The following is a 24001-nucleotide window of genomic DNA, read 5'->3' as shown; positions in this document are numbered from 1 at the left end:
TGCAGGGGGGACCCTGTGGGAGAGTAGGACGCCGCCGAACAATTATTCCGGGAAAGCCCCGTGCCCTTGTGGCACGGGGCTTTTCTGCGTTCACGACCTTCCCCTCGTACCCCTGTGCACCCGACCTCGGAGACTGAGGGTAAGGTCAGGGGGCATCATTGGCACGTTCTTCACAGGAGGCCCCCGGGTGGAGGTCCAGGAGACTCGAGTTCAGACGGACCGAGTACTCACCATCCCCAACATCCTCAGCATGGCTCGCCTCGTCGGCGTACCGCTCTTCCTGTGGCTGATCCTTCGCCCCGTGTTCGGCGGGTCCAACAGCGACGGCTGGGCCCTGCTGGTCCTGATGCTGAGCGGTGTCAGTGACTACCTCGACGGCAAGCTCGCCCGCCGGTGGAATCAGATCAGCAGTCTCGGCCGGCTCCTGGACCCGGCTGCCGACCGCCTCTACATTCTTTCGACGCTCGTCGGGCTCACGTGGCGGGAGATCCTGCCACTGTGGCTGACAGCGGCTCTCCTCGCCCGGGAGCTGATGCTCCTCGTCATGGTGGGAATCCTTCGCCGGCACGGCTATCCGCCGCCCCAGGTGAACTTCCTAGGAAAAGCTGCAACCTTCAACCTGATGTACGCCTTCCCCTTGTTGCTGCTCAGCGACGGAAGTGGTTGGCTTGCTTCGCTGGGCACCATTTTCGGATGGGCGTTCGCTGGATGGGGTACAACCCTCTATTGGTGGGCAGGGATCCTCTACGTGGTCCAGGTCCGCCGTCTGGTCAAGGCGGATCAAGTAGCCGATTAGCTCGTTGACGTGGTGCCGTGCAGAGTCGCCGGCCCGCACCGGACAGTTGTGGTGTTGCCCCGACGGGCGAAGTCGGCCAGACCGTCGTCTCTTTCGAGGAGGACGTTTCCGACATGAAGGCCGTCGTGATGGCAGGCGGTGAAGGCACTCGCCTTCGCCCCATGACCTCAAGCATGCCCAAGCCGCTCCTGCCCGTGGCCAACCGGCCGATCATGGAGCATGTGCTGCGGCTGCTCAAACGGCATGGGCTCAACGAGACCGTCGTCACCGTCCAGTTTCTCGCCTCTCTCGTCAAGAATTATTTCGGCGACGGCGAGGAGCTCGGGATGGAGCTCAGCTATGCCAACGAGGAGAAGCCACTCGGTACCGCGGGAAGCGTCAAGAACGCCGAAGAAGCCCTGAAGGACGACACCTTCCTGGTGATTTCCGGCGACGCCCTGACCGACTTCGATCTCACCGACCTCATCGCATTCCACAAGGAGAAGGGCGCACTCGTCACGGTGTGCCTCACCCGGGTCCCGAACCCTCTTGAATTCGGGATCACGATCGTGGACGAGGACGGGAAGGTGGAGCGCTTCCTGGAGAAGCCCACCTGGGGCCAGGTCTTCTCGGACACGGTGAACACGGGCATCTACGTCATGGAGCCCGAGGTCTTCGACTACGTCCAGGCCGACACCTCCGTCGACTGGTCCGGTGACGTGTTCCCGCAGCTCATGAAGGAAGGCAAGCTGATCTGCGGCTATATCGCAGAGGGCTACTGGGAGGACGTGGGCACGCACGAAAGCTATGTGAAGGCCCAGGCCGACGTGCTGGAGCGCAAGGTCGACGTGGAGCTGGACGGCTTCGAGATCTCCCCCGGCGTCTGGGTGGCGGAAGGCGCGGAGGTCCATCCCGACGCGGTGCTGCGCGGGCCGCTGTACATCGGTGACTACGCCAAGATCGAGGCCGGCGCGGAGATCCGTGAGCACACGGTCATCGGCTCCAATGTCGTCGTGAAATCCGGCGCGTTCCTGCACCGGGCCGTCGTGCACGACAACGTGTACATCGGCCAGCACAGCAATCTGCGCGGCTGCGTGATCGGTAAGAACACCGACATCATGCGGGCCTCGCGCATCGAGGACGGCGCCGTCATCGGCGACGAGTGCCTGGTCGGCGAAGAATCGATCATCCAGGGCAATGTCCGGGTCTACCCGTTCAAGACCATCGAAGCCGGCGCCTTCGTGAACACCTCGGTCATCTGGGAGTCGCGCGGACAGGCGCACCTCTTCGGAGCCCGCGGTGTGTCGGGGATCCTGAACGTGGAGATCACCCCGGAGCTCGCCGTCAGGCTGGCCGGCGCGTACGCGACGACCCTGAAGAAGGGTGCGACGGTCACGACCGCCCGTGACCACTCCCGTGGTGCACGCGCACTGAAGAGAGCGGTCATCTCGGCCCTCCAGGCCAGTGCCATCGATGTCCGGGACCTGGAGAACGTGCCGCTGCCGGTGGCCCGTCAGCAGACCGCACGGGGCAGCGCCGGCGGCATCATGATCCGTACGTCTCCGGGGGTGCCCGACTCGGTCGACATCATGTTCTTCGACGAGCGGGGAGCCGACCTCTCCCAGGCGCGGCAGAAGAAGCTGGACCGCGTCTACGCCCGTCAGGAATTCCGCCGGGCCTTCCCCGGCGAGATCGGCGACCTCCACTTCCCGTCGAGCGTCTTCGACTCCTACACCGGGTCCCTGCTCCGCAACGTCGACACGAGCGGCATCGCCGACGCGGGGCTCAAGGTGGTCGTGGACGCGTCCAACGGCAGTGCCGGGCTCGTCCTGCCCAGCCTGCTCGGGCGCCTCGGTGTGGACGCGCTGACGATCAACCCCGGGCTCGACGAGTCCCGCCCCACCGAGTCCGCCGAGTCGCGGCGGGCCGGGCTGGTGCGCCTCGGCGAGATCGTGTCGTCAGCGCGGGCCGCCTTCGGCGTACGGTTCGACCCGGTCGGTGAACGGCTGTCCCTCGTGGACGAGCGGGGCCGCATCATCGAGGACGACCGGGCGCTGCTGGTCATGCTCGACCTCGTGGCCGCCGAGCGCAGGAGCGGACGGGTCGCCCTGCCGGTGACCACCACCCGCGTCGCCGAACAGGTCGCCGCCTATCACGGTACGCAGGTGGAGTGGACGACCACGTCGCCTGACGACCTGACGCGCGTGGGCCGGGAGGACACCACGATCTTCGGTGGTGACGGCCGTGGCGGCTTCATCATCCCGGAGTTCAGCAGTGTCTTCGACGGTGCGGCCGCCTTCGTCAGGCTCATCGGCCTCGTGGCCAGGACACAGCTCACCCTCAGCCAGATCGATGCCCGTATCCCGCGGGCCCATGTGCTGCGCCGTGACCTCGCCACACCGTGGGCGGTCAAGGGGCTCGTCATGCGGCGGGTCGTGGAGGCTGCGGGAGACCGCAGCGTCGACACCACCGACGGGGTCCGCGTGGTCGAGACCGACGGCCGCTGGGTGATGGTGCTGCCCGACCGTGCGGAAGCGGTCACGCACCTGTGGGCCGAGGGCCCGGACGACGCCTCGGCCCAGGCGCTTCTCGACGAGTGGGCGGCGGTCGTGGACAGCGCGGGCGACTGAGCAGGCCACCGTGGGTCCGGAAGCCGGGTGGCCGGCTTCCGGACCCACGGTGGGGCCATTCGGCGGCAGCAGGCATGACGTGCGACGATGTGCGGCATGTCGCAGCCGCCCCCCGATCGGAGTAGCGCACCGCCGCGTCCTCGCCCTGACGCGTCGATGTCGCTGCTGACCACCGTGATGGAACACAGCCTCGACGAGGGATACGCCGAGGCTTCCGCGCGTCGCCGGGCCGAGGGGCGGGACGGACTGCCGCGCACGCTGAAGGCCAAGCTGGGTCTCGCCGGCGGCCTTGTGCTGGCGGCCCTCGTGGTGACACTCGGTGCCGCGGAGGCGCGGGTCGCGGCCCCTGTCGTGGCCAAGGAACGCGAGGAGCTCATCGACCGGGTGAACGCCGAGACCTCCACGGCGGATACGCTCGAGGCGGATGTCGACAAGCTGCGCAAGGACGTCGGTGAGCGGCAGCGCAAGGCACTTCAGGAGCACGGCGGGGACCAGGGCGGCCTGGTGGCGTTGCTGTCCGGGGCCACTCCTGTCGAAGGCCCCGGGATCAAGCTGGTAGTCGACGACGCCGAGGACACCGACCAGGGCGGTGGCGGCCCCCGTGAGTCCACCGGTTTCGCCGACACCGGGCGGGTACGCGACCGGGACATGCAACGCGTGGTCAACGGTCTCTGGCAGTCCGGCGCCGAGGCGATCGCCATCAACGGGCAGCGGCTGACGGCCCTCTCCGCGATCCGCGCGGCGGGCGACGCCATACTGGTCGACAACAGGCCGCTCGTGCCGCCGTACACGGTGCAGGCGGTGGGGGACGGCAAGAAGCTCGTCACGGCCTTCCAGGACAGTGCGGACGGCCAGTATCTTCAGGCGCTGCACGAGAGCTTCGACATCCGCACCAGCATCTCCGAGCAGGAGAAGGTGCGCCTTCCGGCCGCGCCCAGCCTGATCGTACGTACAGCAGAGCCTCAGGCCGCAGACACGGGCAGTGGAGCGGCAGACACAGGGAAGGGCACATCGTGATCGCCGTACTGGGCCTCGTCGTGGGAGTCGTGGTCGGACTGTTGGTCCGGCCCGAAGTGCCGGCGGTGGTCGAGCCTTACCTGCCGATCGCCGTGGTCGCCGCGCTCGACGCCGTCTTCGGCGGACTGCGGGCCATGCTCGACGGGATCTTCGTGGACAAGGTCTTCGTGGTGTCGTTCCTGTCGAACGTCGTGGTGGCCGCGCTCATCGTCTTCCTCGGCGACAAACTGGGCGTCGGGGCCCAGCTCTCCACCGGTGTGGTGGTCGTGCTCGGCATCCGGATCTTCTCCAACGCCGCGGCCATCCGCCGGCACGTCTTCCGGGCGTGAAACCGATGAGCAACGGGATGAGCAACGAACAGAACCCGGACGACGGGCGGCCGCCGAGCCACGGGTCCCTGCCCGGCGGCGCGGGCCGCGCCGGCGCGCTCCCGCCGGAAGCGCCCGAAGCACCCCAGCCCGAAGCACCCCAGCCCGGCTCCGCACCGTCTCCGCCGACCGGGGCGGAGGAGGTCTCGGGACGCCGGCGGCTGCGGGCAGGCCTCTGGCCGCCCAGGGTGAGCAGAGCCCAACTGATCGTGGCGCTCCTGCTGTTCGTCCTCGGTCTGGGCCTGGCCATCCAGGTCAGGTCGAACAGCGACAACAGCGCCCTGCGCGGGGCCCGCCAGGAGGACCTGGTCCGCATCCTCGACGAGCTCGACAACCGGACCCAGCGCCTCGAGGACGAGAAGCAGCGCCTCGACGACCAGCGCACGGAACTGGAGAACAGCTCCGACCAGGCTGAGGAGGCGCGCAAGCAGACGCTCGAGAAGGAGCGGCAGCTCGGTATCCTGGCAGGTACCGTCGCCGCGCACGGCCCCGGGATCACGCTGACCATCAGTGACCCGGCCGGCGCGGTGGAGGCCGACATGCTCCTCGACACCATCCAGGAGCTGCGCGCGGCGGGCGCCGAGGCCATCGAGATCAACGGCGTGCGGGTGGTGGCGAACACATACTTCTCCGGTGACGGGGGAGAGTTGAGAGTCGACGGCCGGAAGGTCGAGTCTCCCTACGAGTTCAAGGTCATCGGCAAGCCGCAGGACCTGGAGCCGGCCCTGAACATCCCCGGTGGGGTGGTGCAGACGCTCGAGAAGGAGCAGGCCACTGCGGAGGTGACGCGCGCCGACGACATCGTCGTGGACGCCTTGCGACCCGCGAAGCAGCCTGATTACGCTCGGTCGTCGCCCCAGTGAGGCGGCGGAGCGAAGTACTCGAAGGACACGGGCGCCAGGTTGCGGGGGGTCGGCGCAACGGATCGGTGACGCGTGGTGGAAACTGTCGGGTGGATACGGACGTTGTGAGGATGTCCGGGTCGGCAGGTGTGTTCATTCAGGGTTCGTCCTGCCCCACGGGCGGGTCTATTTCGGTCAAGGGGAAACGCCCGTGAAGTTGTTTGCGAAGTTGTTCGGAAAGAGCGCCCGCGAGGACAGCAGCAGCGCTGCCCGCCACCGCGCTCCGCGTCAGGGTGCCGAGGAGCAGGGTTCGGAGCGCCCGCTCTTCCGCGACGAGGTCCAGGGAGGCGCCGGCGGGTCCGGCGCGTCGTCCGTTGACCCCGGAGGTGCAGGGCGCATAGGTTTCGGTGAATCATCGACCTCGAGTACGGGTGGAGGGTTCGCCCCCGCTCCGGAGGGCTCGTCCATGCCGGTTTGTACGAGGTGCGGGCATCGCAATGCCGAGGCCAGCCGCTTCTGTTCCAACTGCGGTGCGCCGCTGAGGGGCGGAGTGCCCGAGCGTGCCTCCGAGACGACCTCGACGATCTCGATCTCCGGTATCGAGGCGTACGAGGCCGAGGCGACCGGCCAGACGGCCGTTCCGTCGCTCTCCCCGGAGGCCCAGGCCGCCGTCGACGCCCTGCCCGCGGGTTCCGCGCTGCTGGTGGTGCGACGCGGCCCGAACTCCGGAAGCCGCTTCCTGCTGGACGGTGACCTGACGACGGCCGGCCGTCACCCGCAGAGCGACATCTTCCTCGACGACGTGACCGTGTCGCGGCGTCATGTGGAGTTCCACAGGAACCCGGACGGTAGTTTCACCGTGGGAGACGTCGGCAGCCTCAACGGCACCTACGTCAACCGCGAGCGCATCGATTCCGTCGCGCTGACCAATGGCGACGAAGTCCAGATCGGAAAGTACCGGCTGGTCTTCTACGCGAGCCAGCGAGGCGTGTGACCCTCCCCCGGACAGGGTCCGGGGGGATCCCCAGGAAGGTCCATGCTGCGAACACCGACAGGCGGTGCCGGTCACGGCACCGCCGCCGCTGGCGAGCGCGCGATGAGCATCGGCACGGTGCTTCTGCAGCTGCGCGACGAATTTCCCGAAGTCACCATCTCCAAGATCCGCTTCCTGGAGACGGAGGGGCTCATCGAGCCCCAGCGGACGCCGTCGGGCTACCGGAAGTTCAGCCCCGCCGACGTCGAGCGGTTGGCGCAGGTACTGCGCATGCAGCGGGACCACTACCTGCCGCTCAAGGTCATCCGTGAGCACCTGGAGGCCCTCGCACGCGGTGAGCAGGTGGCCCTGCCGCCCGGCGGGGGGCCGGGTGATCCCGCAGACGCCCTCCGGAACCAGGACCTGGGGCAGGCCACCGCCGCCCGCATCGGACGCTCGGAGCTCCTGGCGGCCACGGAGGCCACCGAGGAGCAGCTCGACGAGTGGGAGTCGTACGGGCTGATCGTGCCCGCCGCCGGCGGGAGCTACGACGCCGAGGCGGTGAATGTGGCACGTCTGGTGGCGGACCTGGGCAGATTCGGTCTCGAACCTCGGCATCTGCGGGCCGTCAAGGCGGCCGCGGAGCGTGAGGCGGGGCTGGTCGAGCAGGTGGTCGCGCCGCTGCGCCGGCACCGGAATCCGCAGACCAGGGCGCATGCGGAGGCCACCGCGAAGGAGCTCGCGGACCTCTCCGTCAGGCTCCACGCCGCGCTCGTGCAGAGCGCTCTGAAGGCCGGCTTCCACTGAGGGCGGAGGAGCCCGACTATCCAAACATGGCGGGCACGTCCTAGGGTTGCTGTGTGAACGAGCTCGACGTTGTGGGTGTCCGGGTGGAAATGCCCTCCAACCAACCGATCGTGCTCCTGCGTGAAGTGGGAGGCGACCGGTATCTCCCTATCTGGATCGGCCCTGGGGAAGCGACCGCGATCGCCTTCGCCCAGCAGGGCATGGCTCCGGCCAGGCCGCTGACCCATGATCTCTTCAAGGATGTGCTCGAGGCCGTCGGCCAGGAGCTCACCGAGGTCCGCATCACGGACCTGCGGGAAGGGGTCTTCTACGCGGAGCTGGTCTTTGCCAGCGGGGTCGAGGTGAGCGCGCGGCCGTCCGACGCCATAGCGCTCGCCCTGCGCACCGGCACGCCCATCTACGGCAGTGACGGGGTGCTGGACGACGCGGGTATCGCCATCCCGGACGAGCAGGAGGACGAGGTGGAGAAGTTCCGCGAGTTCCTCGACCAGATCTCGCCGGAGGACTTCGGCACCAACAGCCAGTGACCTTCCGCGGAGGCGGCGTCAGCGCATCCGACAAGCCGTTCCCGTAAATCAGTCACGGGAAACCACCCTCAGGGTGATTATCACTCGGCGTGCCGAGTGTGGCGATCGTTGACGCACCCCTGGTGACTGCCTACCTTCGAGGTGGCAGGTCAAGGACGGAGGTCGGCGTGAGAAGCAGCGGCGACGGTACGGCTGCGGGTGGGCCGTACCGGCAGCACGGCAGTGCGGCCGACCACTCCATCAGACAGCCGGTTCAGCCGGCTGTGGTGGCAGCGGACGGTGTGGGTGTGGCAGGGGACATCGGCTATCGGGGGCCGACAGCGTGCGCGGCGGCCGGGATCACCTACCGACAGCTGGACTACTGGGCGCGTACGGGGCTCGTGGAGCCGAGCGTGCGTCCGGCGTACGGGTCGGGGACGCAGCGTCTCTACAGTTTCCGGGACGTGGTACTCCTCAAGATCGTCAAACGGTTCCTGGACACGGGAGTCGCTCTGCAGAACATCCGGACCACCGTTCAGCACCTCAGGGCGCGCGGGTTCACGGATCTCGAGCGGATGACCCTGATGAGCGACGGTGCGACGGTCTACGAGTGCTCCTCGCCCGACGAGGTGGTGAATCTCCTCCAGGGCGGCCAGGGCGTCTTCGGTATCGCCGTCGGTGTCGTCTGGCGGGATGTCGACGCGGCGCTGTCCCAGCTCCACGGGGAGCGTGTCGACACGGGGGAGACCCTGGTCGGGCACAATCCCGCGGATGAACTGGCGCGCCGGCGCAATCGCGCGGGCTGAGCCACCGGGGCGGTCCGGCGCGACGCGTGCGCCGGGTGGGGCGGTTGTCAGTGGCGTAGGGCAGCATCGGTCCATGTGAGAGCCGCGCCCACCATCCTGCATCTGGACATGGATGCCTTCTACGCCTCGGCCGAGCAGGCGTCGAAGCCGAGCCTGCGCGGCAAGCCGGTGGTGGTGGGCGGCCTGGGGATGCGGGGCGTGGTCGCCACAGCGTCGTACGAGGCGCGGCGTCTCGGCGTGCATTCGGCGATGCCGATGGCACAGGCGAGGCGCCTCGCGCCCAACGCGGCGTATCTGGCCCCGCGCTTCGCGCTCTACCGGACGGTGAGCGACCAGGTGATGGAGCTGCTCGGACGGCTGTCACCGCTCGTCGAGCCGCTCAGCCTGGACGAGGCCTTCGTCGACCTCGAGGCCGGCGGGGTCGCCGACGACACGGCGTCCGCGCGGGCGATCGGCGGCCAGCTGCGCACCGTCATCAGAGGCGTCACCGGGCTCAGCGGTTCCGTCGGTCTGGCCGGCTCCAAGATGCTGGCCAAGATCGCCTCCGAGGAGGCGAAACCGGACGGGCTGCTGCTGATCGAGCCCGGCACCGAGCGTGAGCTCCTTGCTCCCATGTCCGTACGCATCCTCCCGGGCGTGGGCCCCGCCACCGGTGACCATCTCCGGCGCGCCGGAATGACCCTCGTCAGTCACCTGGCGGAGGCGGGCGAGGCGGAACTCGTGCGGCTGCTGGGCAAGGCTCACGGCGTCGCGATCCACCGCATGGCGCAGGGTTACGACGACCGTCCCGTCGTCGCCGAGCGGGACGCCAAATCCGTGTCGGTCGAGGACACCTTCGACGTGGACCTGCACGACCGGGTGCGCGTGAGGACGGAAGTGGAGCGGCTCGCGGACCGGTGCGTGCAGCGGCTGCGGGGCGCCGGCCGGTCCGGGCGCACCGTCGTCCTCAAGGTGCGCCGTTACGACTTCTCGACGCTCACCAGGTCCGAGACGCTGCGCGGCCCCACCGACGACCCAACGGTGGTCAGGGAGGCCGCTGCGCGGCTTCTGGAGGCCGTCGACACGACCGGCGGCGTCCGGCTGCTCGGCGTCGGCGTCACGGGGCTGGCGGACTTCACGCAGGAGGACCTCTTCGCGCAGGCGGCCGACGCGGAGCACGCCGCCGAGGAGTCCGCAGCCGCCGCAGCCGCCGCAGCCTCCGCGGCGGACGAGGGGCAGCGCGCGGCGGAGGAGGAGCCCGGAGAGGAGACCAGGGAGAGCGAGGAGCAACTGGCCGCGCGGCGCTGGCCGGCCGGGCACGACGTACGGCACGAGGTTTACGGGCACGGCTGGGTGCAGGGCAGCGGCGTCGGCCGGGTCACCGTGCGCTTCGAGGAACCGTGGACGCCGCCCGGCCGGGTACGGACGTTCCGGATCGATGATCCGCAGCTGCAGCCGGCCGATCCGCTCCGCCTGGTGCGGGACCCGGTGGACTACTCCTCGTGGCCGGCGAGCCTGCCGAAGTCCCTGTCCGGCCCCGGACCGGCGGAGGGGGAGGAGTCCAGTCCGTAATGGCGGTAGAGCTGCAGTTCCTGCTCGGGCGAGAGATGGCGCCCCACACCGAAGTCCGGCGCGTCCTTGATCAGGGCCCGCTCGAAGGGGACCACGAGCGCGCCGTCGACGAATTCGCTCGGCTCCAGCGGGACGAACGCGTCCCTGGTGAAGAGACCCGTGCGTACGGCGGCCCACTCGGGGACCCCGGTGGCGTCGTCGAGATACACCTCGTCCACCGTTCCGATCTTGGCACCTTGGCGGTCGAAAGCCTTGCGGCCGATCAGGCTGCGCGGATCGATGTCGGTCTGCACGGTGCCTCCCACTGGTCACGACTGCATCAGGTGGTCGCGGCTGCTCCACCCTCACTACGAAATGCCAGATCCGGGATGTCGGCCACTCGAGACGGCCCGCCCCGGCCCCGCTGGTAGGCTGGAGCTCGGCTGCTGACCCTGTGCGGGAGAGTCCTCCGGAGCGATTCGGAGGCGCCGAAGGAGCAACTCCTCCCCGGAATCTCTCAGGCCCCCGTACCGCACGGACGAGGTCACTCTGGAAAGCAGGGCGGGACCCGTACGGCACATGCCGCGACGGGAACCACCCTCACCGACGGTGAAAGCCGGTATGCCCCAAGGCGTGCCGGTGAAGCTCTCAGGTCGAGATGACAGATGGGGAGGCCGTTCGGGCAGCCACGCCGTGGCGCCCCTCGCAGGTCGTGACAGACCAGGAGGCCTCCATCATGACCCCCCGTCGCACTCCGCTCTCCCAGCTGGAGCAGGGCATTCCGTTCGAGCAGCGCCACATCGGGCCCGATGCCGAGGCCCAGGCGAAGATGCTGGCCCAGGTCGGCTACGGCTCCCTCGACGAGCTCACCGCCGCCGCAGTGCCCGACGTGATCAAGAGTGCCGAGGCGCTGAACCTCCCCGCGGCCCGTACGGAGGCCGAGGTCCTGGCCGAGCTGCGCAGCCTCGCCGACCGTAACCAGGTGCTCGCACCGATGATCGGGCTCGGCTACTACGGGACGTTCACCCCGCCGGTGATCCTGCGCAACGTCATGGAGAACCCCGCCTGGTACACGGCCTACACGCCGTACCAGCCGGAGATCTCCCAGGGGCGGCTCGAGGCCCTCCTGAACTTCCAGACGATGGTCGCCGACCTCACCGGGCTGCCGACCTCCGGCGCCTCGCTCCTCGACGAGGGCACCGCGGCGGCCGAGGCCATGGCCCTGGCACGGCGGGTCGGCAAGGTGAAGGGCGGCGTGTTCCTGGTCGACTCCGACACCCTGCCGCAGACCGTCGCCGTGATCGAGACCCGCGCCGAGCCGACCGGCGTCGAGGTGGTCGTCGCCGACCTCGGCGAGGGCATCCCCGCCGAGGTCGCCGAGCGGGGCGTCTTCGGCGTGCTGCTCCAGTACCCGGGCGCCTCCGGTGCCGTGCGCGACATCAAGCCCGTCATCGAGCAGGCGCACGAGCTGGGCGCGATCGTGTCCGTCGCCGCCGACCTGCTGGCCCTGACGCTGCTCACCTCGCCCGGCGAGCTGGGCGCGGACATCGCCGTGGGCACCACCCAGCGCTTCGGCGTCCCGATGGGCTTCGGCGGACCGCACGCCGGCTTCATGGCCGTACGCGAGAAGTTCGCCCGCAGCCTGCCCGGCCGCCTCGTCGGTGTCTCCGTAGACGCGGACGGCGACAAGGCCTACCGGCTGGCGCTGCAGACCCGCGAGCAGCACATCCGCCGCGAGAAGGCCACCAGCAACATCTGCACCGCCCAGGTCCTGCTCGCCGTCATGGCCGGCATGTACGCCGTCTACCACGGGCCCGAGGGGCTGCGGACGATCGCCCGGCGCACCCACCGGTTCGCCGCCATCCTGGCCGAGGGGCTGCGGGCCGCCGGGACCGAGGTCGTGCACGACGCGTACTTCGACACCCTCACGGTCCGCGTGCCGGGGGGCGCGGCCGGTGTGGTCGCCGCCGCCCGTGAGCGCGGGGTGAACCTCCGGCTCGTCGACGCCGACCATGTCTCCGTCGCCTGCGACGAGACCACGACCCGCACCCGGATCGCCGCCGTCTGGGCGGCCTTCGGCGCCGCCGGCGACATCGAGGCGCTGGACGCCGCGACGGCCGACGCGCTGCCCGAGGGGCTGCTGCGCAGCGACGACGTCCTCACCCACCCGGTCTTCCACCAGCACCGCTCCGAGACGGCGATGCTGCGCTACCTGCGCAAGCTCGCCGACCGCGACTACGCGCTGGACCGGGGCATGATCCCGCTCGGCTCCTGCACGATGAAGCTCAACGCCACCGCCGAGATGGAGGCGATCACCTGGCCCGAGTTCGGTGCGCTGCACCCCTTCGCGCCGGCCGATCAGGCGCAGGGCTTCCTCACCCTCATCCGGGAGCTGGAGGAGCGCCTCGCCGAGGTCACCGGGTACGACGCCGTCTCCATCCAGCCCAACGCCGGCTCGCAGGGCGAATTCGCCGGTCTGCTGGCCGTGCGCGCGTACCACCGGGCCAACGGGGACCACGGACGCACCGTCTGCCTTATTCCGTCCTCCGCGCACGGCACCAACGCCGCGAGCGCCGTGATGGCCGGGATGAAGGTCGTCGTGGTGAAGACCGCCGACGACGGCGAGGTCGACATAGAGGATCTCCGGGCCAAGATCGCGGCCCACCGCGACGAGCTCGCCGTCCTCATGATCACCTACCCCTCCACGCACGGCGTCTTCGAGGAGCACGTCGCCGACATCTGCGGGGAGGTGCACGACGCCGGCGGCCAGGTGTACGTGGACGGCGCCAACCTCAACGCGCTGGTCGGTCTCGCCAAGCCGGGCCACTTCGGCGGCGACGTCTCCCACCTGAACCTGCACAAGACCTTCTGCATCCCGCACGGCGGCGGCGGCCCGGGCGTCGGCCCGGTCGGAGTGCGCGCCCACCTGGCGCCGTACCTCCCCAACCACCCGCTCCAGCCCGCCGCGGGCCCCGAGACCGGCGTCGGGCCGATCTCGGCCGCTCCGTGGGGCTCGGCCGGCATCCTGCCGATCTCATGGGCGTACGTACGTCTCATGGGGGGCGAGGGTCTGAAGCGTGCGACGCAGGTTGCCGTACTCGCGGCCAACTACATCGCCAAGCGGCTCGAACCGCACTTCCCGGTCCTCTACAACGGCCCGGCCGGCCTCGTCGCGCACGAGTGCATCGTGGACCTGCGGCCGGTCTCCAAGGCGACCGGTGTCAGCATCGACGACATCGCCAAGCGGCTGATCGACTACGGCTTCCACTCGCCGACCATGTCGTTCCCGGTGGCCGGGACCCTGATGATCGAGCCGACGGAGAGCGAAAACCTCGCCGAGCTCGACCGGTTCTGCGACACGATGATCGCCATCCGCGGCGAGATCGACAAGGTCGCCTCCGGCGAGTGGAGCGGGGACGACAACCCGCTGTGCAACGCCCCGCACACGGCGGCGGCGCTCGGTGGCGAGTGGACGCACGCCTACAGCCGCGAGGAGGCGGTCTTCCCGGCCGGCGTCACGCCTTCGGACAAGTACTGGCCGCCGGTGCGCCGCATCGACGGTGCGTTCGGTGACCGCAACCTCGTCTGCTCGTGCCCGCCGCTGGACGAGTACGACCAGTAGGCACGCGGGCACGCGTCGGGGCCGGTGCGGAGACTTCTCCGGGCCGGCCCCCGTGTTCCGTCGGCCGCGGTCAGGCGGCCTTCATCACCTGGCCGCTCTTCAGCGGGCGGTGAGGGGCGATGATCTGCCCGTCAGGGAGCAGCTCACCGGTGTCCTCGAAGAGCAGGACGCCGTTGCACAGCAGGCTCCAGCCCTGTTCCGGGTGGTGGGCCATCAGACGTGCGGCTTCCCGGTCGTTGGAGTCAGCGGTCGGACAGGGTGGCTGGTGCTGGCACATGAGTGGGTTCTTTCGCTGCGTCGATTCGAGTGTCCTGCGGCTGGACGATGTGTTCATGGCCGCCCCCGTATCAAGTCGGTCCGGTCCCAGTGTTGCCCTACGGACGTCTCTCCGCAGGGATTTCGCGGCAGCTGCTGTTCTCCTCCCATGACGCATCACCCGGCCGGACGGTTCGATCCAACTGGGCCGTCCGTTCGGATGGTTCGGGGTGACCTGACCGGACTAGTCCGGACGGGTACGCACGTGCCCCCGCCGAGCGGTCTCGGCGGGGGCACGTGTGTCAGGAGCGTCAGGCCGGAGACCCGAGGAGGCCGGGGAGGTCCGGAAGAGGCGCCGGGGTGACACGCAGTGTCATGACCGGGAGCAGCTCCGCGACGTGGTGCGGACGGTGGGCCGTGATGCCCGGGGGAGCGGGTGCCAGGGGCACCAGCACATCGGTCGGGGCGAGCGTGCCGCCGGCGGCGTCGGCCTCGATGTCGTGGTGCAGCCACAGCGTGAACATGTACAGCTCGGGCACCGACAGCAGACGCGGCTGGTAATGCGTCGTCGCCGACTCCGCCTGGCGTACGGCGAGTTCGGTGGAGACGATGTAAGGGCCCTCGAAGAAGTGCGAGAAGGTCCAGCCGTCGGCGGTGAGCATGGTGTCCGCGGCGGCGACGGCGCGCTCACCGCTGCGGATCAGGAAGCGCCAGCCGGCGAGGCGGGTGCGCGGTGCGGCGTCGTTCGGCACGATCCGGTCCAGTACATGGACGGGAAGCGGGAGTTCGGGGCTCAGCGATCCCTGGACGGACCGGAGAGCGGGCGTGTGGGCCTCGCGGACTGCGGTGGGAGAACCGAGTGCCGCGAGAACGCTGCGCAGTGCGGGCGCGGGGGCCGGGGAAACATGCAGCGGCATAGTGGGTCGCCTCTCACTTCGGAGACACGGTGGTGCGTGGGCGGGTGCAGACGGCGCTGTCGGCGTGCGGGGCCAGAGGAAGGCCGGTGACGGGGCGGACGGGCCGGTGCGTCAACTCTCTGCCTCGTTCGCAGAGTTTATACGACAAATGTTCACACGATGTTTCGGCTAGCCGAACCGCATATTGCGCGCAAGGCGGATTCTGGACTTTGAATTGCGCGGTTTCTGTGGATTCGGGCCGCTCCCGACCCGCGTTGCCAGGTACTTTCCCGGCGCGGCGGTAGGCTGAAACCCGTCGGCGTTTCAGCCGGGCAACCCGACCCGGCACACTGCATATGCCCCATGCCTTCGGAATGTGCCTCCGGCTTCAGTCACCAGACTACTGGGTGCCCATCGGTCGTGGGGGCGTTACGGATCATCTCGTCGGGGCATTATCGATCGTGATACGAGCGGCCTGTGCCGCGGGCCGCCCACTCGAGGAGGGACCCTTCGATGGGCGAGAAGGTCGTGGCGGGTGCCTTTGCCCCGTCCGATCGGCAGGCGTACCGCGAGAAGCTCACCCAGTGCCTGGCGGGGCTGGAGAGGCTCCTGTCGGAGCGGAGGTTCGATCGTCCCAGGAATCTCATGGGGCTGGAGATCGAGCTGAATCTCGCGGGATCGGACGGCATGCCGAGGATGCGGAATGCGGAGGTGCTCCAGCGCATCGCCAGCCGGGATTTCCAGACGGAACTGGGGATGTTCAACCTGGAAGTAAATATTCTTCCCCACCGGCTGAGCGGCCGGGTATTCGATCAGCTGGCCGAGGAGTTGCGTACGGGGCTCGCATATGCACACCGGAAGGCGGCGGAGGTCGACGCGGGGATCGTGATGATCGGCATCCTGCCGACCCTCGGCCGGGACGACGTGGTTTCGGCGAACCTCTCGGACGTCGACCGTTACACGCTCCTCAACGACCAAATGGCGGCGGCGCGCGGCGAGGAATTCGTCCTCGATATCGAAGGTGTCGAGCGATTGGTCTCGACCTCCGCCTCGATCGCCCCTGAGTCGGCCTGCACCTCGGTGCAGTTGCACCTGCAGGTGACGCCGGACCGTTTCGCCGACGTCTGGAACGCGGCGCAGGCCATCGCCTCCGTGCAGATCGCACTCGGAGCCAACTCCCCCTTCCTGTTCGGCAAGGAGCTGTGGCGCGAGTCCAGGCCGCCGCTGTTCCAGCAGGCCACGGACGTGCGGCCGCCCGAACTGCGGAATCAGGGGGTGCGCCCCCGGACCTGGTTCGGGGAGCGCTGGATCAGTTCGGCGTACGAGCTCTTCGAGGAGAACCTGCGCTACTACCCGCCCCTGCTGCCGATCTGCGACGAGGAGGACCCCCTGCGGGTCCTCGACGAGGGCGGTGTCCCGGCCCTGGCCGAGCTCGTCCTGCACAACGGCACGGTCTACCGGTGGAACCGTCCGGTGTACGGGCTGGCCGACGGTGTGCCCCACCTGAGGGTGGAGAACCGGGTCCTGCCCGCCGGCCCCACGGTCGACGACGTGATCGCCAATGCCGCCTTCTACTACGGGCTGGTGCGCGCCCTCGCCGACGAATCCCGGCCGGTGTGGACCAGACTGCCCTTCGAGGCGGCAGAGGAGAACTTCGACGCCGCCTGCCGCCACGGGATCGAGGCCGAGCTGCTGTGGCCGCGCCCCGGCCGCTCCGGGGGTGTGGCGAAGGTGCCGGCCGTCAAGCTCGTACGGGACGAGCTGCTGCCACTCGCGGTCGCCGGGCTGGACGCGTGGAACATCGAGCCCTCGGACCGGGACCGCTACCTCGGCGTCATCGAGGAGCGCTGCAGGCTCCGGGTGAACGGCGCCTCCTGGCAGGTCGACACCTACCACCGCGCCCTGGACGCGGGACTCGAACGGGAGGGCGCGCTGGCAGCCACCACCCGGCGCTACGGCGAGCTGATGCAGGTGGGTGAGCCGGTGCACACCTGGCCCATCGGCTTTCCCGCGCCCTGAGGAGACCGCCGCCCGGTGTCCCTCCGCCCCGGCCCCGTCGGGCAAGCTATGACGACGCATGGCTGACGACACATAGCTGATGGCAGGTGTACAGGTGGAGGCGGGGCGCGTGGCTGAATCCATTCCTCACGAGGAGGTGTCCCGGCGGACCCTCCGGTCGGAGACCCTCCTCGTGCTGGCTCTCTCACTCGGGGCCAGCGGAGTGTCCGCCCTGATCAGCTTCATCGGGTCGCTGACGAAACCCGGGGGTCTCAAGGACCAGGCGGCGACGCTGAACGGCTCGTACGCTCCCGGGCGGCCCTGGCTGGACCTGGCCTGGCAGCTGTTCGGCATCGCCTCCGCCCTGGTGCCGGTCGCGCTGGTGGCCCACCTGCTGCTCCGGGAGCGGGCCGGACTGCGGACCCTCGGTCTCGACCGCACCAGGCCCTGGCCGGACCTGGGCAGGGGGACCCTCGTCGCGGCGGGGATCGGCAGCGTGGGGCTGGCGTTCTACCTGGTGGCGCGGGCCGCGGGATTCAACCTGACGGTCGTGCCGGAGTCGCTGCCCGACGTGTGGTGGAAGTTCCCCGTACTGATCCTCTCCGCGGTGCAGAACTCCCTCGTGGAGGAAGTCATCGTCGTCGGCTATCTGCTCCGCCGGCTGGGGCAGTTGGGGTGGACGCCCATGGCCGCACTGGTGGCGAGTTCCGTGCTGCGCGGCTCGTACCACCTGTACCAGGGGATCGGCGGCTTCATCGGGAACGTGGCCATGGGCGTCGTCTTCGTGCTGCTCTACAGGCGCTGGGGGCGGGTCGGCCCGCTGGTCGTCGCGCACGCCCTGCTCGACATCGGGGCGTTCGTCGGATACGCGCTCCTCGCCGGGAAGGTGGGCTGGCTGCCCACCCCGTGAGCGGGGCCCCCTCCCGCCGTTGTCAGAGCCCGGCGAGCAGTTCCCCGTCGATCACCGTGACCGCGCTGCCCGTCAGCAGCGTGCGCTCGCCGCGCAGGGAGGTGCGCACCAGGCCCGAACGGGCGGAGGCCTGGAGGCCGATGAGGTCGTCACGGCCGAGCCTGGCCGACCAGAAGGGCGCCAGGGCGGTGTGGGCGCTGCCGGTCACCGGATCCTCGTCGATGCCGACCCCGGGGAAGAAGCCCCGCGAGACGAAGTCGTACGCCCCGGAGGGGTCCTCGGCCGCCGCCGTGGCGATGACGCCCCGCCGGGAGCAGGAGGTGAGCGAGCGGAAGTCGGGCTTCAGGGCCCGTACGGCCGCTTCGTCGGCGAGCTCCACCAGGAGGTCGCCGACCTGTTTCCCCGTGTCGTGGACGGAGAGGGGAGACGCGCCGAGCGCTTCCGCGAGCCCGGGCGGTGCGGTCGCGGGGGTGAGCGGCGCGGTCGGGAAGTCCAGAGACAGGGTGCCGTCGCCACGGGCGGTCGTCCGCAGGACGCCGGAACGGGTGGCGTGGCGCACCGTGCCGCTCGCGACTCCGGTCGTGTGCAGGACATGGGCGGTGGCGAGGGTCGCGTGCCCGCAGAGATCGACCTCGGTGGCGGGGGTGAACCAGCGCAGCGCCCAGTCGGCCTCGCCGCCCGGTGGCAGGGGGTGGGCGAAGGCCGTCTCCGAGAGATTGACCTCGGAGGCGATGCGCTGGAGGCGCTCCGCCTCGGGGAAGGTGCCGGAGTCCAGGATCACGACTCCGGCGGGGTTGCCGGCGAAGGGGCGGTCGGTGAACGCGTCGACGATGCGGATCTTCATGAAGCCGACCGTAGGCGGGGCCGTTCCGGGTGGTCCAAGGCCAATCGCGGATGCGCGGCCCGTGGGCGCCAGGTTCCGGGCGCCTCGTCCGGAAGCAGCTCAGGGGCCCTCGGGCTTCCGGGCGAAGAAGGTGCCGGCCGCCCTCTTCGATCCTTCGCCGGGCTCCTCCAGCAGGCGCGCGGTGACGACGAGTCCGGCTTGTTCCAGCAGGGCGACGATCCGGGCCGGCTCCACCAGATGGGACTCGTAGGAGACCGGATGGCCTCCGTACGCCTGCGTCGGACGCAGGAGCTGGCCGTCTCCCACGTGACCGGCCATCATCAGGTGCCCGCCGGGCGCGAGCGTGCGCCGGAATTCGGCGAACACGACGGGCAGCATCTCCGGTGGCGTGTGGTGGGTCGAGTAGTAGGCCAGGATGCCGCCGAGCTCGCCGTCCCCGATCGGCAGCGCGGTCATCGAGCCGACCGTGAAGCGTAGACCGGGACGGTCCCGCCGGGCCAGCTCGATCATCTTCGGGGACACGTCGACGCCGAAGGCTGACACCCCCAGGCCGGCCAGGTGCGCCGTGACCTTGCCGGGCCCGCATCCCAGATCCGCGACCGGCCCGTGCCCGGCCGTGCGGACGACCTCGGCGAACGTGGCCAGCATCCCGCGTGACAGGGGATCGAGCTCCGCGGGGGCTTTCACGCGTGCCGCGTAGTCGGCGGCGACGGTGTCGTAGGACTCCCGGATCGCGGCGAGGTAGGAGGGCTCAGTCATGCGGGCGACCTTAGACCGTCCCCCCATGGAGCGGGCGCGGTTCTCCGCATGCTTGCCAGGCGATAGCTTCCGATATATCGTTGAGGCATCGCGACCGTTCAGTGAAGAGTCGCGTGACAGTGAAGAAGAGATAGGAAGAGAGGAGCGCAGTCATGCGTTCACATGGAAACGACCACGGACACGACCACGGTTACGGCCCCGGGCGCCGAGGCGCCGGCAGGGGAGACTTCGAAGGCCGCGCCGCCTTCGGTCCGTTCGGGCCGCCCTTCGGCGGCGGTCCCTTCGGAGGCGGACGCGGCCGTGGAGGCGGTCGGGGGAGGGCCAGGCGCGGTGACGTACGCGCCTCGATCCTCGCGCTGCTCAAGGACCGCTCGATGCACGGTTACGAGATGATCCAGGAGATCGGCGAGCGCAGCGGAGGGGCCTGGAAGCCCAGCCCCGGCTCGGTCTACCCCACCCTCCAGCTGCTGGAGGACGAGGGCCTGATCATCAGCGCCAGTGAGGGCGGCAAGAAGCTGTTCACCCTCACCGACCTCGGCCGCAGCGAGGCCGAGTCCGGGCCCGAGGCCCCCTGGGAAGAGGCGGGGCGCGGTGTCGACTGGGAGGGCGTCAACGAGATCCGGCAGGCCGGCTTCGGTCTGATGGAGGCGTTCGGCCAGGTCTGGAAGACCGGCTCGGCCGACCAACGGCAGAAGGCCCTCACGGTGATCAACGACGCCCGTAAGAAGCTGTACCTGATCCTCGCCGACGAGAACTGAGCCGTGCGGTACGCGCAAGCGGAGAAGGGCCCCTTCGTGGGGCCCTTCTTCCGTCCTCCGTACGGACCGGCGCACCCGCCGCCTCGCTGCCCGTGATGGCGTGATCTCATCCCCAAGGATGAGGAACCCCCCGGCGGTCCCCGCCTTCCGCGGGATGCCGGATGGGCCGCGCCGGGGATGTTTTCGCTCCCCGGGACTGATGGGGTGGAGATGTGCAGAACCGGACATCAGGGATCCCCGAACAAGCCACACCGCACCACCCGTGGGCCGGCGCCGGTCTGAGCGCCGCGATGACCGCGGTGGTGACGGGGGCGCGCCGGCGGGCGGTGCGCGACGGCGACCGCCATGTCGACACGGCCCACCTCCTGCACTCCCTCGTCGAGACCGACCCCGAGGTCCGGCAGGCCTTCGACGGAGGGCCGCAGCTGGCCAGGGTGCTCGGATATCTCGTACAGCGCAGCATCGGATACGGCCTCCGCTGGCAGGGGACGCAGGAGGATTCGGGCGCGTTCCCGGCCGTACGGGAACCCGCGGGCGAAGGGTGGTCGCCCTCGGCGGCAGCGGCCATGGACCGGGCCGTCCGGAGCGCGCTGCTGCGCGGGGAGCTCCACGCCGACGGGCGCGACCTGCTGGCGGCCCTGGTCGCGGATCCCCGATGCCGTGCGGTCGAGGTGCTGGAGCGGGCCGGGGTCACGGTCGAGCCGCTGCGCGTGCGCGCGTCGGACCGTACGGCCGCGAAGGGCCCGCAGGGGTGATCATGAACACGCGGCGGACAGGTGTGACGGGGGTGACGCTGCTGACGCCGGCTGCCATGATGTGCCGATGCACGCGACTCAGGGGAGAAGTGCCGGTCTGGGCCTGGCCCTTGCCTCGGCCTTCGCATTCGGTGGTTCAGGGGTCGCGGCCAAGCCGCTGATCGAGGCGGGACTCGACCCGCTGCACGTGGTGTGGCTGCGGGTGACCGGCGCCGCGCTCGTCATGCTGCCGGTCGCCTGGAGGCACAGGAATCTGGTGCGCGAGCGGCCCGTACTGCTGGCCGGTTTCGGGCTGTTCGCCGTGGCCGGGGTGCAGGCCTTCTACTTCGCCTCGATCTCACGCATCCCGGTCGGCGTCGCGCTCCTCATCGAGTATCTGGCGCCCGCCCTCGTCCTCGGCTGGGTGCGTTTCGTGCAGCGCCGGCCCGTCACCCGCGCCGCCGCGGCGGGTGTGGTGCTCGCGGTCGGCGGACTGGCCTGTGTCGTCGAGGTGTGGGCCGGCCTGAGCTTCGACGCGGTCGGACTGCTCCTCGCCCTCGGTGCGGCGTGCTGCCAGGTGGGCTACTTCGTCCTGTCGGACCAGGGCGCCGGCCACGGCGACACGGCGGACGCCGAACCTCCGCACCCCGTGGGCGTGATCGCGTACGGGCTGCTGGCGGGCGCCGCCGTACTCACGGTGGTGGCGGGCCCCTGGGCCATGGACTGGGCGGTCCTCGGCGGGACAGCGGACATGGACGGGCACGAGGTGCCCGCCTGGCTGCTCCTCGGATGGATCGTGCTGCTCGCGACCGTGCTGGCCTACGCCACCGGTGTGGTGTCGGTACGCCTGCTCTCGCCCCAGGTCGCGGGCGTCGTCGCCTGCCTGGAGGCGGTCATCGCGACCGTGCTCGCCTGGGTGCTGCTGGGTGAGCACCTCTCCGCGCCCCAGCTCGTGGGTGGCGGCGTGGTGCTGCTCGGTGCTCTGATCGCGCAGTCGTCCGCGCCCAAGCCGCCGTCAGGGCCGGTGGCATCGGGGCCGGCAGCGGGTGCGTCGGGGGCCCGTGAGCCCGCCGGTTCCGGAAGTGAGTTGTCCCGGCCTCCGGCCTCGCCGTAGGGTGCCGATCATGCTGCTGACCGTACTTCCGCCTCCTGCCGCCTAGCGCGAGGCGGCCACTCCGGACGAAGACCGGGCTCGGGTACGCCCCGAGCGGTTCGTCGCTGCCCGCGCGCGGAGCCGAGCGACCACCACCCCCTTCTTCTGGAGAGTCACGTGTCCCACCCTGTTACCGGCCTGCCCGTCGGGCGGAGCCTCATCTATCTCGTCGTCGCCGGTCTCGCCTGGGGGACGGCGGGCGCGGTCGCCTCCCTCCTCTTCCGGATCAGCGATCTCGGGCCGCTGGCCCTGTCGTTCTGGCGCTGCGCCGGCGGCCTCGCCCTGCTCGGCGGGGTGCTCGCACTGCGCCCCCGCCGGCCGCGCACCCCCACCGAGCCGCGCCGTCGGCGGCTGCTCCGCATCCTGGGGACCGGGATCGGGCTGGCCGTGTTCCAGAGCGCGTACTTCGCGGCGGTCGAGGCGACCGGACTCGCGGTCGGAACCGTCGTCACGCTGGGCGCGGGCCCCGTCCTCATCGCGGTCGGCGCGCGGCTCACCATGGGGGAGCGGCTGGGCGGGGGCGGGCTCGCCGCCGTGGCGGGCGCGCTCATCGGCCTCGCCGTGCTGGTGCTCGGCGGTGAGCCGGCCGAAGTGCGGCCCGTCGGACTGCTGCTGGCCGTGCTGTCCGCCGCCGGGTACGCGGCGATCACGCTGCTGACCCGGTGGCTCGGCCGGGACGGCGCGGCCGGCGACTCCCTCTCCACCAGCGCGTGGGCCTTCGGTATCGGCGCCGTGTGCCTGCTGCCCATGGCGGCGGCCGAAGGCCTCGTGCCGCACACCGTGGAGACGGGGCAGGTGCTGTGGCTGCTCGTCTACGTGGCGGCGGTGCCGACCGCGCTCGCCTACGCGCTCTACTTCGCGGGCGCCGCGGTGGTCCGCTCGGCGACCGTTTCCGTGATCATGCTGCTCGAACCGGTGAGCGCCGCCGTCATCGCCGTGACCGTGCTGCGGGAACGGCTCACCGCGGCCACGGTCGTCGGCACGCTGCTCCTGCTCGCCGCCGTCGCGGGACTGGCCTTCTCCGAGACGCGTGGCGCTGCCGCCGCCCGCCGGCGGGCCGCCGTAGCGGCCTGACCGACGGGGTCACGGGCGGGCGTGGCAGGCCGCCGCTCCGGGGGTCACAGGGCGGTGAGGTAGTCCGGCACCTGGACCGACGGGTCCAGGTCGCCGGACGGCACCGGCGCCGCGTATCCGTGGTCCAGCGGAACCACGCCCGCCCAGTACGGCAGCGAGAGGTCCTCGGGGTCGTCGTTCGGGCCGCCTGTACGGGACTTGGCGGACACCTCGTCGAGGTCCAGGCGGATCACCGCGGTCGCGGCGAGCTCCTTGGCGTCGGCGGGCCGGGAGTCCTTCGACCTGCCCGGCACGACCTGGTCGACGATCGCGTCGAGCGCGATGCGCCGCTCCTCCGGGTCGGTCACCGTACGGGCGATGCCGTGGACCACCACGGAGCGGTAGTTCATCGAGTGGTGGAAGGCCGAACGGGCCAGCACCAGGCCGTCCACATGCGTCACGGTCAGGCAGACGGCGAGACCCGGATCGGCCGCGCCCGTCGCGCGCAGCGGGCGTGACCCGGTCGAGCCGTGCACGTACAGCCGGTCGCCGACCCTGGCGAAGAGGGTCGGGAGGACGACGGGCGCGCCGTCGCGGACGAAGCCCAGGTGGCAGAGGTAGGCCGTGTCGAGTATCGAGTGGACCGTTTCGTGGTCGTACGAGGCGCGCTCCCTGGAACGGCTCGGGACCGTGCGGTCCGTCCGCTCGTAGGCGGCGGCCCCGGGGAGGCCGGTGCTGTCGGGCGTGGCGGTGTCCGGCATTGCG

23 protein-coding genes and 1 riboswitch are annotated in these 24001 nt (G+C 70.3%); of the genes, 17 read left to right on the top strand and 6 right to left on the bottom strand.

Annotation, left to right across the window (positions count from 1 at the left end; genetic code table 11):
• Positions 1-187 precede the first annotated feature (187 nt).
• From ACIP63_RS18865 to ACIP63_RS18820, 10 genes are all read left to right on the top strand, one after another.
• The gene (locus ACIP63_RS18865; RefSeq protein WP_401516905.1) at positions 188-796 is read left to right on the top strand and encodes a CDP-alcohol phosphatidyltransferase family protein; all 609 of its coding nucleotides are present in this window, start codon (positions 188-190) and stop codon (positions 794-796) included.
• A gap of 113 nt (positions 797-909) precedes the next feature.
• The gene (locus ACIP63_RS18860; protein ID WP_401516903.1) at positions 910-3405 is read left to right on the top strand and encodes a sugar phosphate nucleotidyltransferase; all 2496 of its coding nucleotides are present in this window, start codon (positions 910-912) and stop codon (positions 3403-3405) included.
• 156 nt (positions 3406-3561) lie between these two features.
• Entirely contained in the window at positions 3562-4422 is an 861-nt protein-coding gene (locus ACIP63_RS18855; protein WP_401516901.1) for a DUF881 domain-containing protein, read from the top strand.
• Positions 4419-4751, top strand: coding sequence for a small basic family protein (locus ACIP63_RS18850; RefSeq protein WP_003970459.1), 333 nt, complete (start codon positions 4419-4421; stop codon positions 4749-4751). The genes ACIP63_RS18855 and ACIP63_RS18850 overlap by 4 nt, the downstream gene beginning before the upstream one ends.
• 17 nt (positions 4752-4768) lie before the next feature.
• Complete coding sequence (locus ACIP63_RS18845) at positions 4769-5653, top strand: DUF881 domain-containing protein (protein ID WP_401516899.1); 885 nt, start codon at positions 4769-4771, stop codon at positions 5651-5653.
• 190 nt (positions 5654-5843) lie between these two features.
• Positions 5844-6626, top strand: a complete 783-nt coding sequence (locus ACIP63_RS18840) for an FHA domain-containing protein (protein WP_401516898.1) — start codon at positions 5844-5846, stop codon at positions 6624-6626.
• Positions 6627-6668: 42 nt separating this feature from the next.
• Positions 6669-7412 (top strand): MerR family transcriptional regulator, encoded by a 744-nt coding sequence (locus ACIP63_RS18835; protein ID WP_401516896.1) that lies wholly within the window; start codon positions 6669-6671, stop codon positions 7410-7412.
• 53 nt (positions 7413-7465) lie between these two features.
• A complete protein-coding gene (locus ACIP63_RS18830; RefSeq protein WP_006123076.1) occupies positions 7466-7939 on the top strand; it encodes a bifunctional nuclease family protein in 474 nt (157 codons plus the stop codon).
• A gap of 167 nt (positions 7940-8106) precedes the next feature.
• Entirely contained in the window at positions 8107-8724 is a 618-nt protein-coding gene (locus tag ACIP63_RS18825; protein WP_401516894.1) for a MerR family transcriptional regulator, read from the top strand.
• A 75-nt stretch (positions 8725-8799) separates the two neighbouring features.
• Positions 8800-10275, top strand: coding sequence for a DNA polymerase IV (locus ACIP63_RS18820; RefSeq protein ID WP_401516892.1), 1476 nt, complete (start codon positions 8800-8802; stop codon positions 10273-10275).
• Here the strand turns inward: ACIP63_RS18820 and ACIP63_RS18815 are convergent.
• Positions 10197-10568 (bottom strand): PRC-barrel domain-containing protein, encoded by a 372-nt coding sequence (locus ACIP63_RS18815; RefSeq protein ID WP_401516890.1) that lies wholly within the window; start codon positions 10566-10568, stop codon positions 10197-10199. The genes ACIP63_RS18820 and ACIP63_RS18815 overlap by 79 nt on opposite strands.
• A gap of 133 nt (positions 10569-10701) precedes the next feature.
• Positions 10702-10797: riboswitch (glycine riboswitch) on the top strand.
• Positions 10798-10990: 193 nt separating this feature from the next.
• On the opposite strand from ACIP63_RS18815, the gene gcvP reads away from it, so the two are divergent.
• Positions 10991-13876 (top strand): aminomethyl-transferring glycine dehydrogenase, encoded by a 2886-nt coding sequence (gene gcvP, locus ACIP63_RS18810; protein ID WP_401516889.1) that lies wholly within the window; start codon positions 10991-10993, stop codon positions 13874-13876.
• 70 nt (positions 13877-13946) lie between these two features.
• Here gcvP and ACIP63_RS18805 read toward each other — a convergent pair whose 3' ends face one another.
• Together ACIP63_RS18805 and ACIP63_RS18800 are read right to left on the bottom strand one after the other, a co-directional pair.
• Positions 13947-14153: a DUF5999 family protein gene (locus tag ACIP63_RS18805; RefSeq protein WP_103759919.1), complete on the bottom strand. Its 207-nt coding sequence runs from the start codon at positions 14151-14153 to the stop codon at positions 13947-13949.
• 289 nt (positions 14154-14442) lie between these two features.
• Positions 14443-15048, bottom strand: coding sequence for a hypothetical protein (locus ACIP63_RS18800; protein WP_401516887.1), 606 nt, complete (start codon positions 15046-15048; stop codon positions 14443-14445).
• A 492-nt stretch (positions 15049-15540) separates the two neighbouring features.
• On the opposite strand from ACIP63_RS18800, the gene ACIP63_RS18795 reads away from it, so the two are divergent.
• Positions 15541-17046, top strand: a complete 1506-nt coding sequence (locus ACIP63_RS18795) for a glutamate-cysteine ligase family protein (protein WP_401516885.1) — start codon at positions 15541-15543, stop codon at positions 17044-17046.
• A gap of 79 nt (positions 17047-17125) precedes the next feature.
• A complete protein-coding gene (locus tag ACIP63_RS18790) occupies positions 17126-17935 on the top strand; it encodes a CPBP family intramembrane glutamic endopeptidase (protein WP_401516883.1) in 810 nt (269 codons plus the stop codon).
• 22 nt (positions 17936-17957) lie between these two features.
• Here the strand turns inward: ACIP63_RS18790 and ACIP63_RS18785 are convergent, their stop codons facing one another.
• Complete coding sequence (locus ACIP63_RS18785) at positions 17958-18779, bottom strand: PhzF family phenazine biosynthesis protein (RefSeq protein ID WP_401516881.1); 822 nt, start codon at positions 18777-18779, stop codon at positions 17958-17960.
• Between the two features lie 99 nt (positions 18780-18878).
• Positions 18879-19538 carry a class I SAM-dependent methyltransferase gene (locus tag ACIP63_RS18780; protein WP_401516879.1) on the bottom strand — a complete coding sequence of 220 codons (660 nt, stop codon included), beginning with the start codon at positions 19536-19538 and terminating at the stop codon, positions 18879-18881.
• Positions 19539-19690: 152 nt separating this feature from the next.
• Here ACIP63_RS18780 and ACIP63_RS18775 point away from each other — a divergent pair, with 152 nt between their 5' ends.
• From ACIP63_RS18775 to ACIP63_RS18760, 4 genes are all read left to right on the top strand, one after another.
• Positions 19691-20296, top strand: a complete 606-nt coding sequence (locus ACIP63_RS18775) for a PadR family transcriptional regulator (protein WP_393765618.1) — start codon at positions 19691-19693, stop codon at positions 20294-20296.
• A 212-nt stretch (positions 20297-20508) separates the two neighbouring features.
• Positions 20509-21051: a Clp protease N-terminal domain-containing protein gene (locus ACIP63_RS18770; protein WP_401516877.1), complete on the top strand. Its 543-nt coding sequence runs from the start codon at positions 20509-20511 to the stop codon at positions 21049-21051.
• Positions 21052-21118: 67 nt separating this feature from the next.
• Positions 21119-22144 carry an EamA family transporter gene (locus ACIP63_RS18765; protein WP_401516875.1) on the top strand — a complete coding sequence of 342 codons (1026 nt, stop codon included), beginning with the start codon at positions 21119-21121 and terminating at the stop codon, positions 22142-22144.
• 156 nt (positions 22145-22300) lie between these two features.
• On the top strand, positions 22301-23257 hold the full coding sequence (locus tag ACIP63_RS18760) for a DMT family transporter (protein ID WP_401516873.1): 957 nt from the start codon (positions 22301-22303) through the stop codon (positions 23255-23257).
• Positions 23258-23301: 44 nt separating this feature from the next.
• Here ACIP63_RS18760 and ACIP63_RS18755 read toward each other — a convergent pair whose 3' ends face one another.
• The gene (locus ACIP63_RS18755; protein WP_401516871.1) at positions 23302-23997 is read right to left on the bottom strand and encodes a pyridoxamine 5'-phosphate oxidase family protein; all 696 of its coding nucleotides are present in this window, start codon (positions 23995-23997) and stop codon (positions 23302-23304) included.
• Positions 23998-24001: the final 4 nt, after the last annotated feature.

Origin of the sequence: Streptomyces sp. NPDC088746, assembly GCF_044751065.1 — a bacterium.
Lineage (GTDB): Bacteria > Actinomycetota > Actinomycetes > Streptomycetales > Streptomycetaceae > Streptomyces.
Note: the sequence above shows the minus strand (reverse complement) of the source record. Positions and strands in the feature narration are given on the sequence as shown.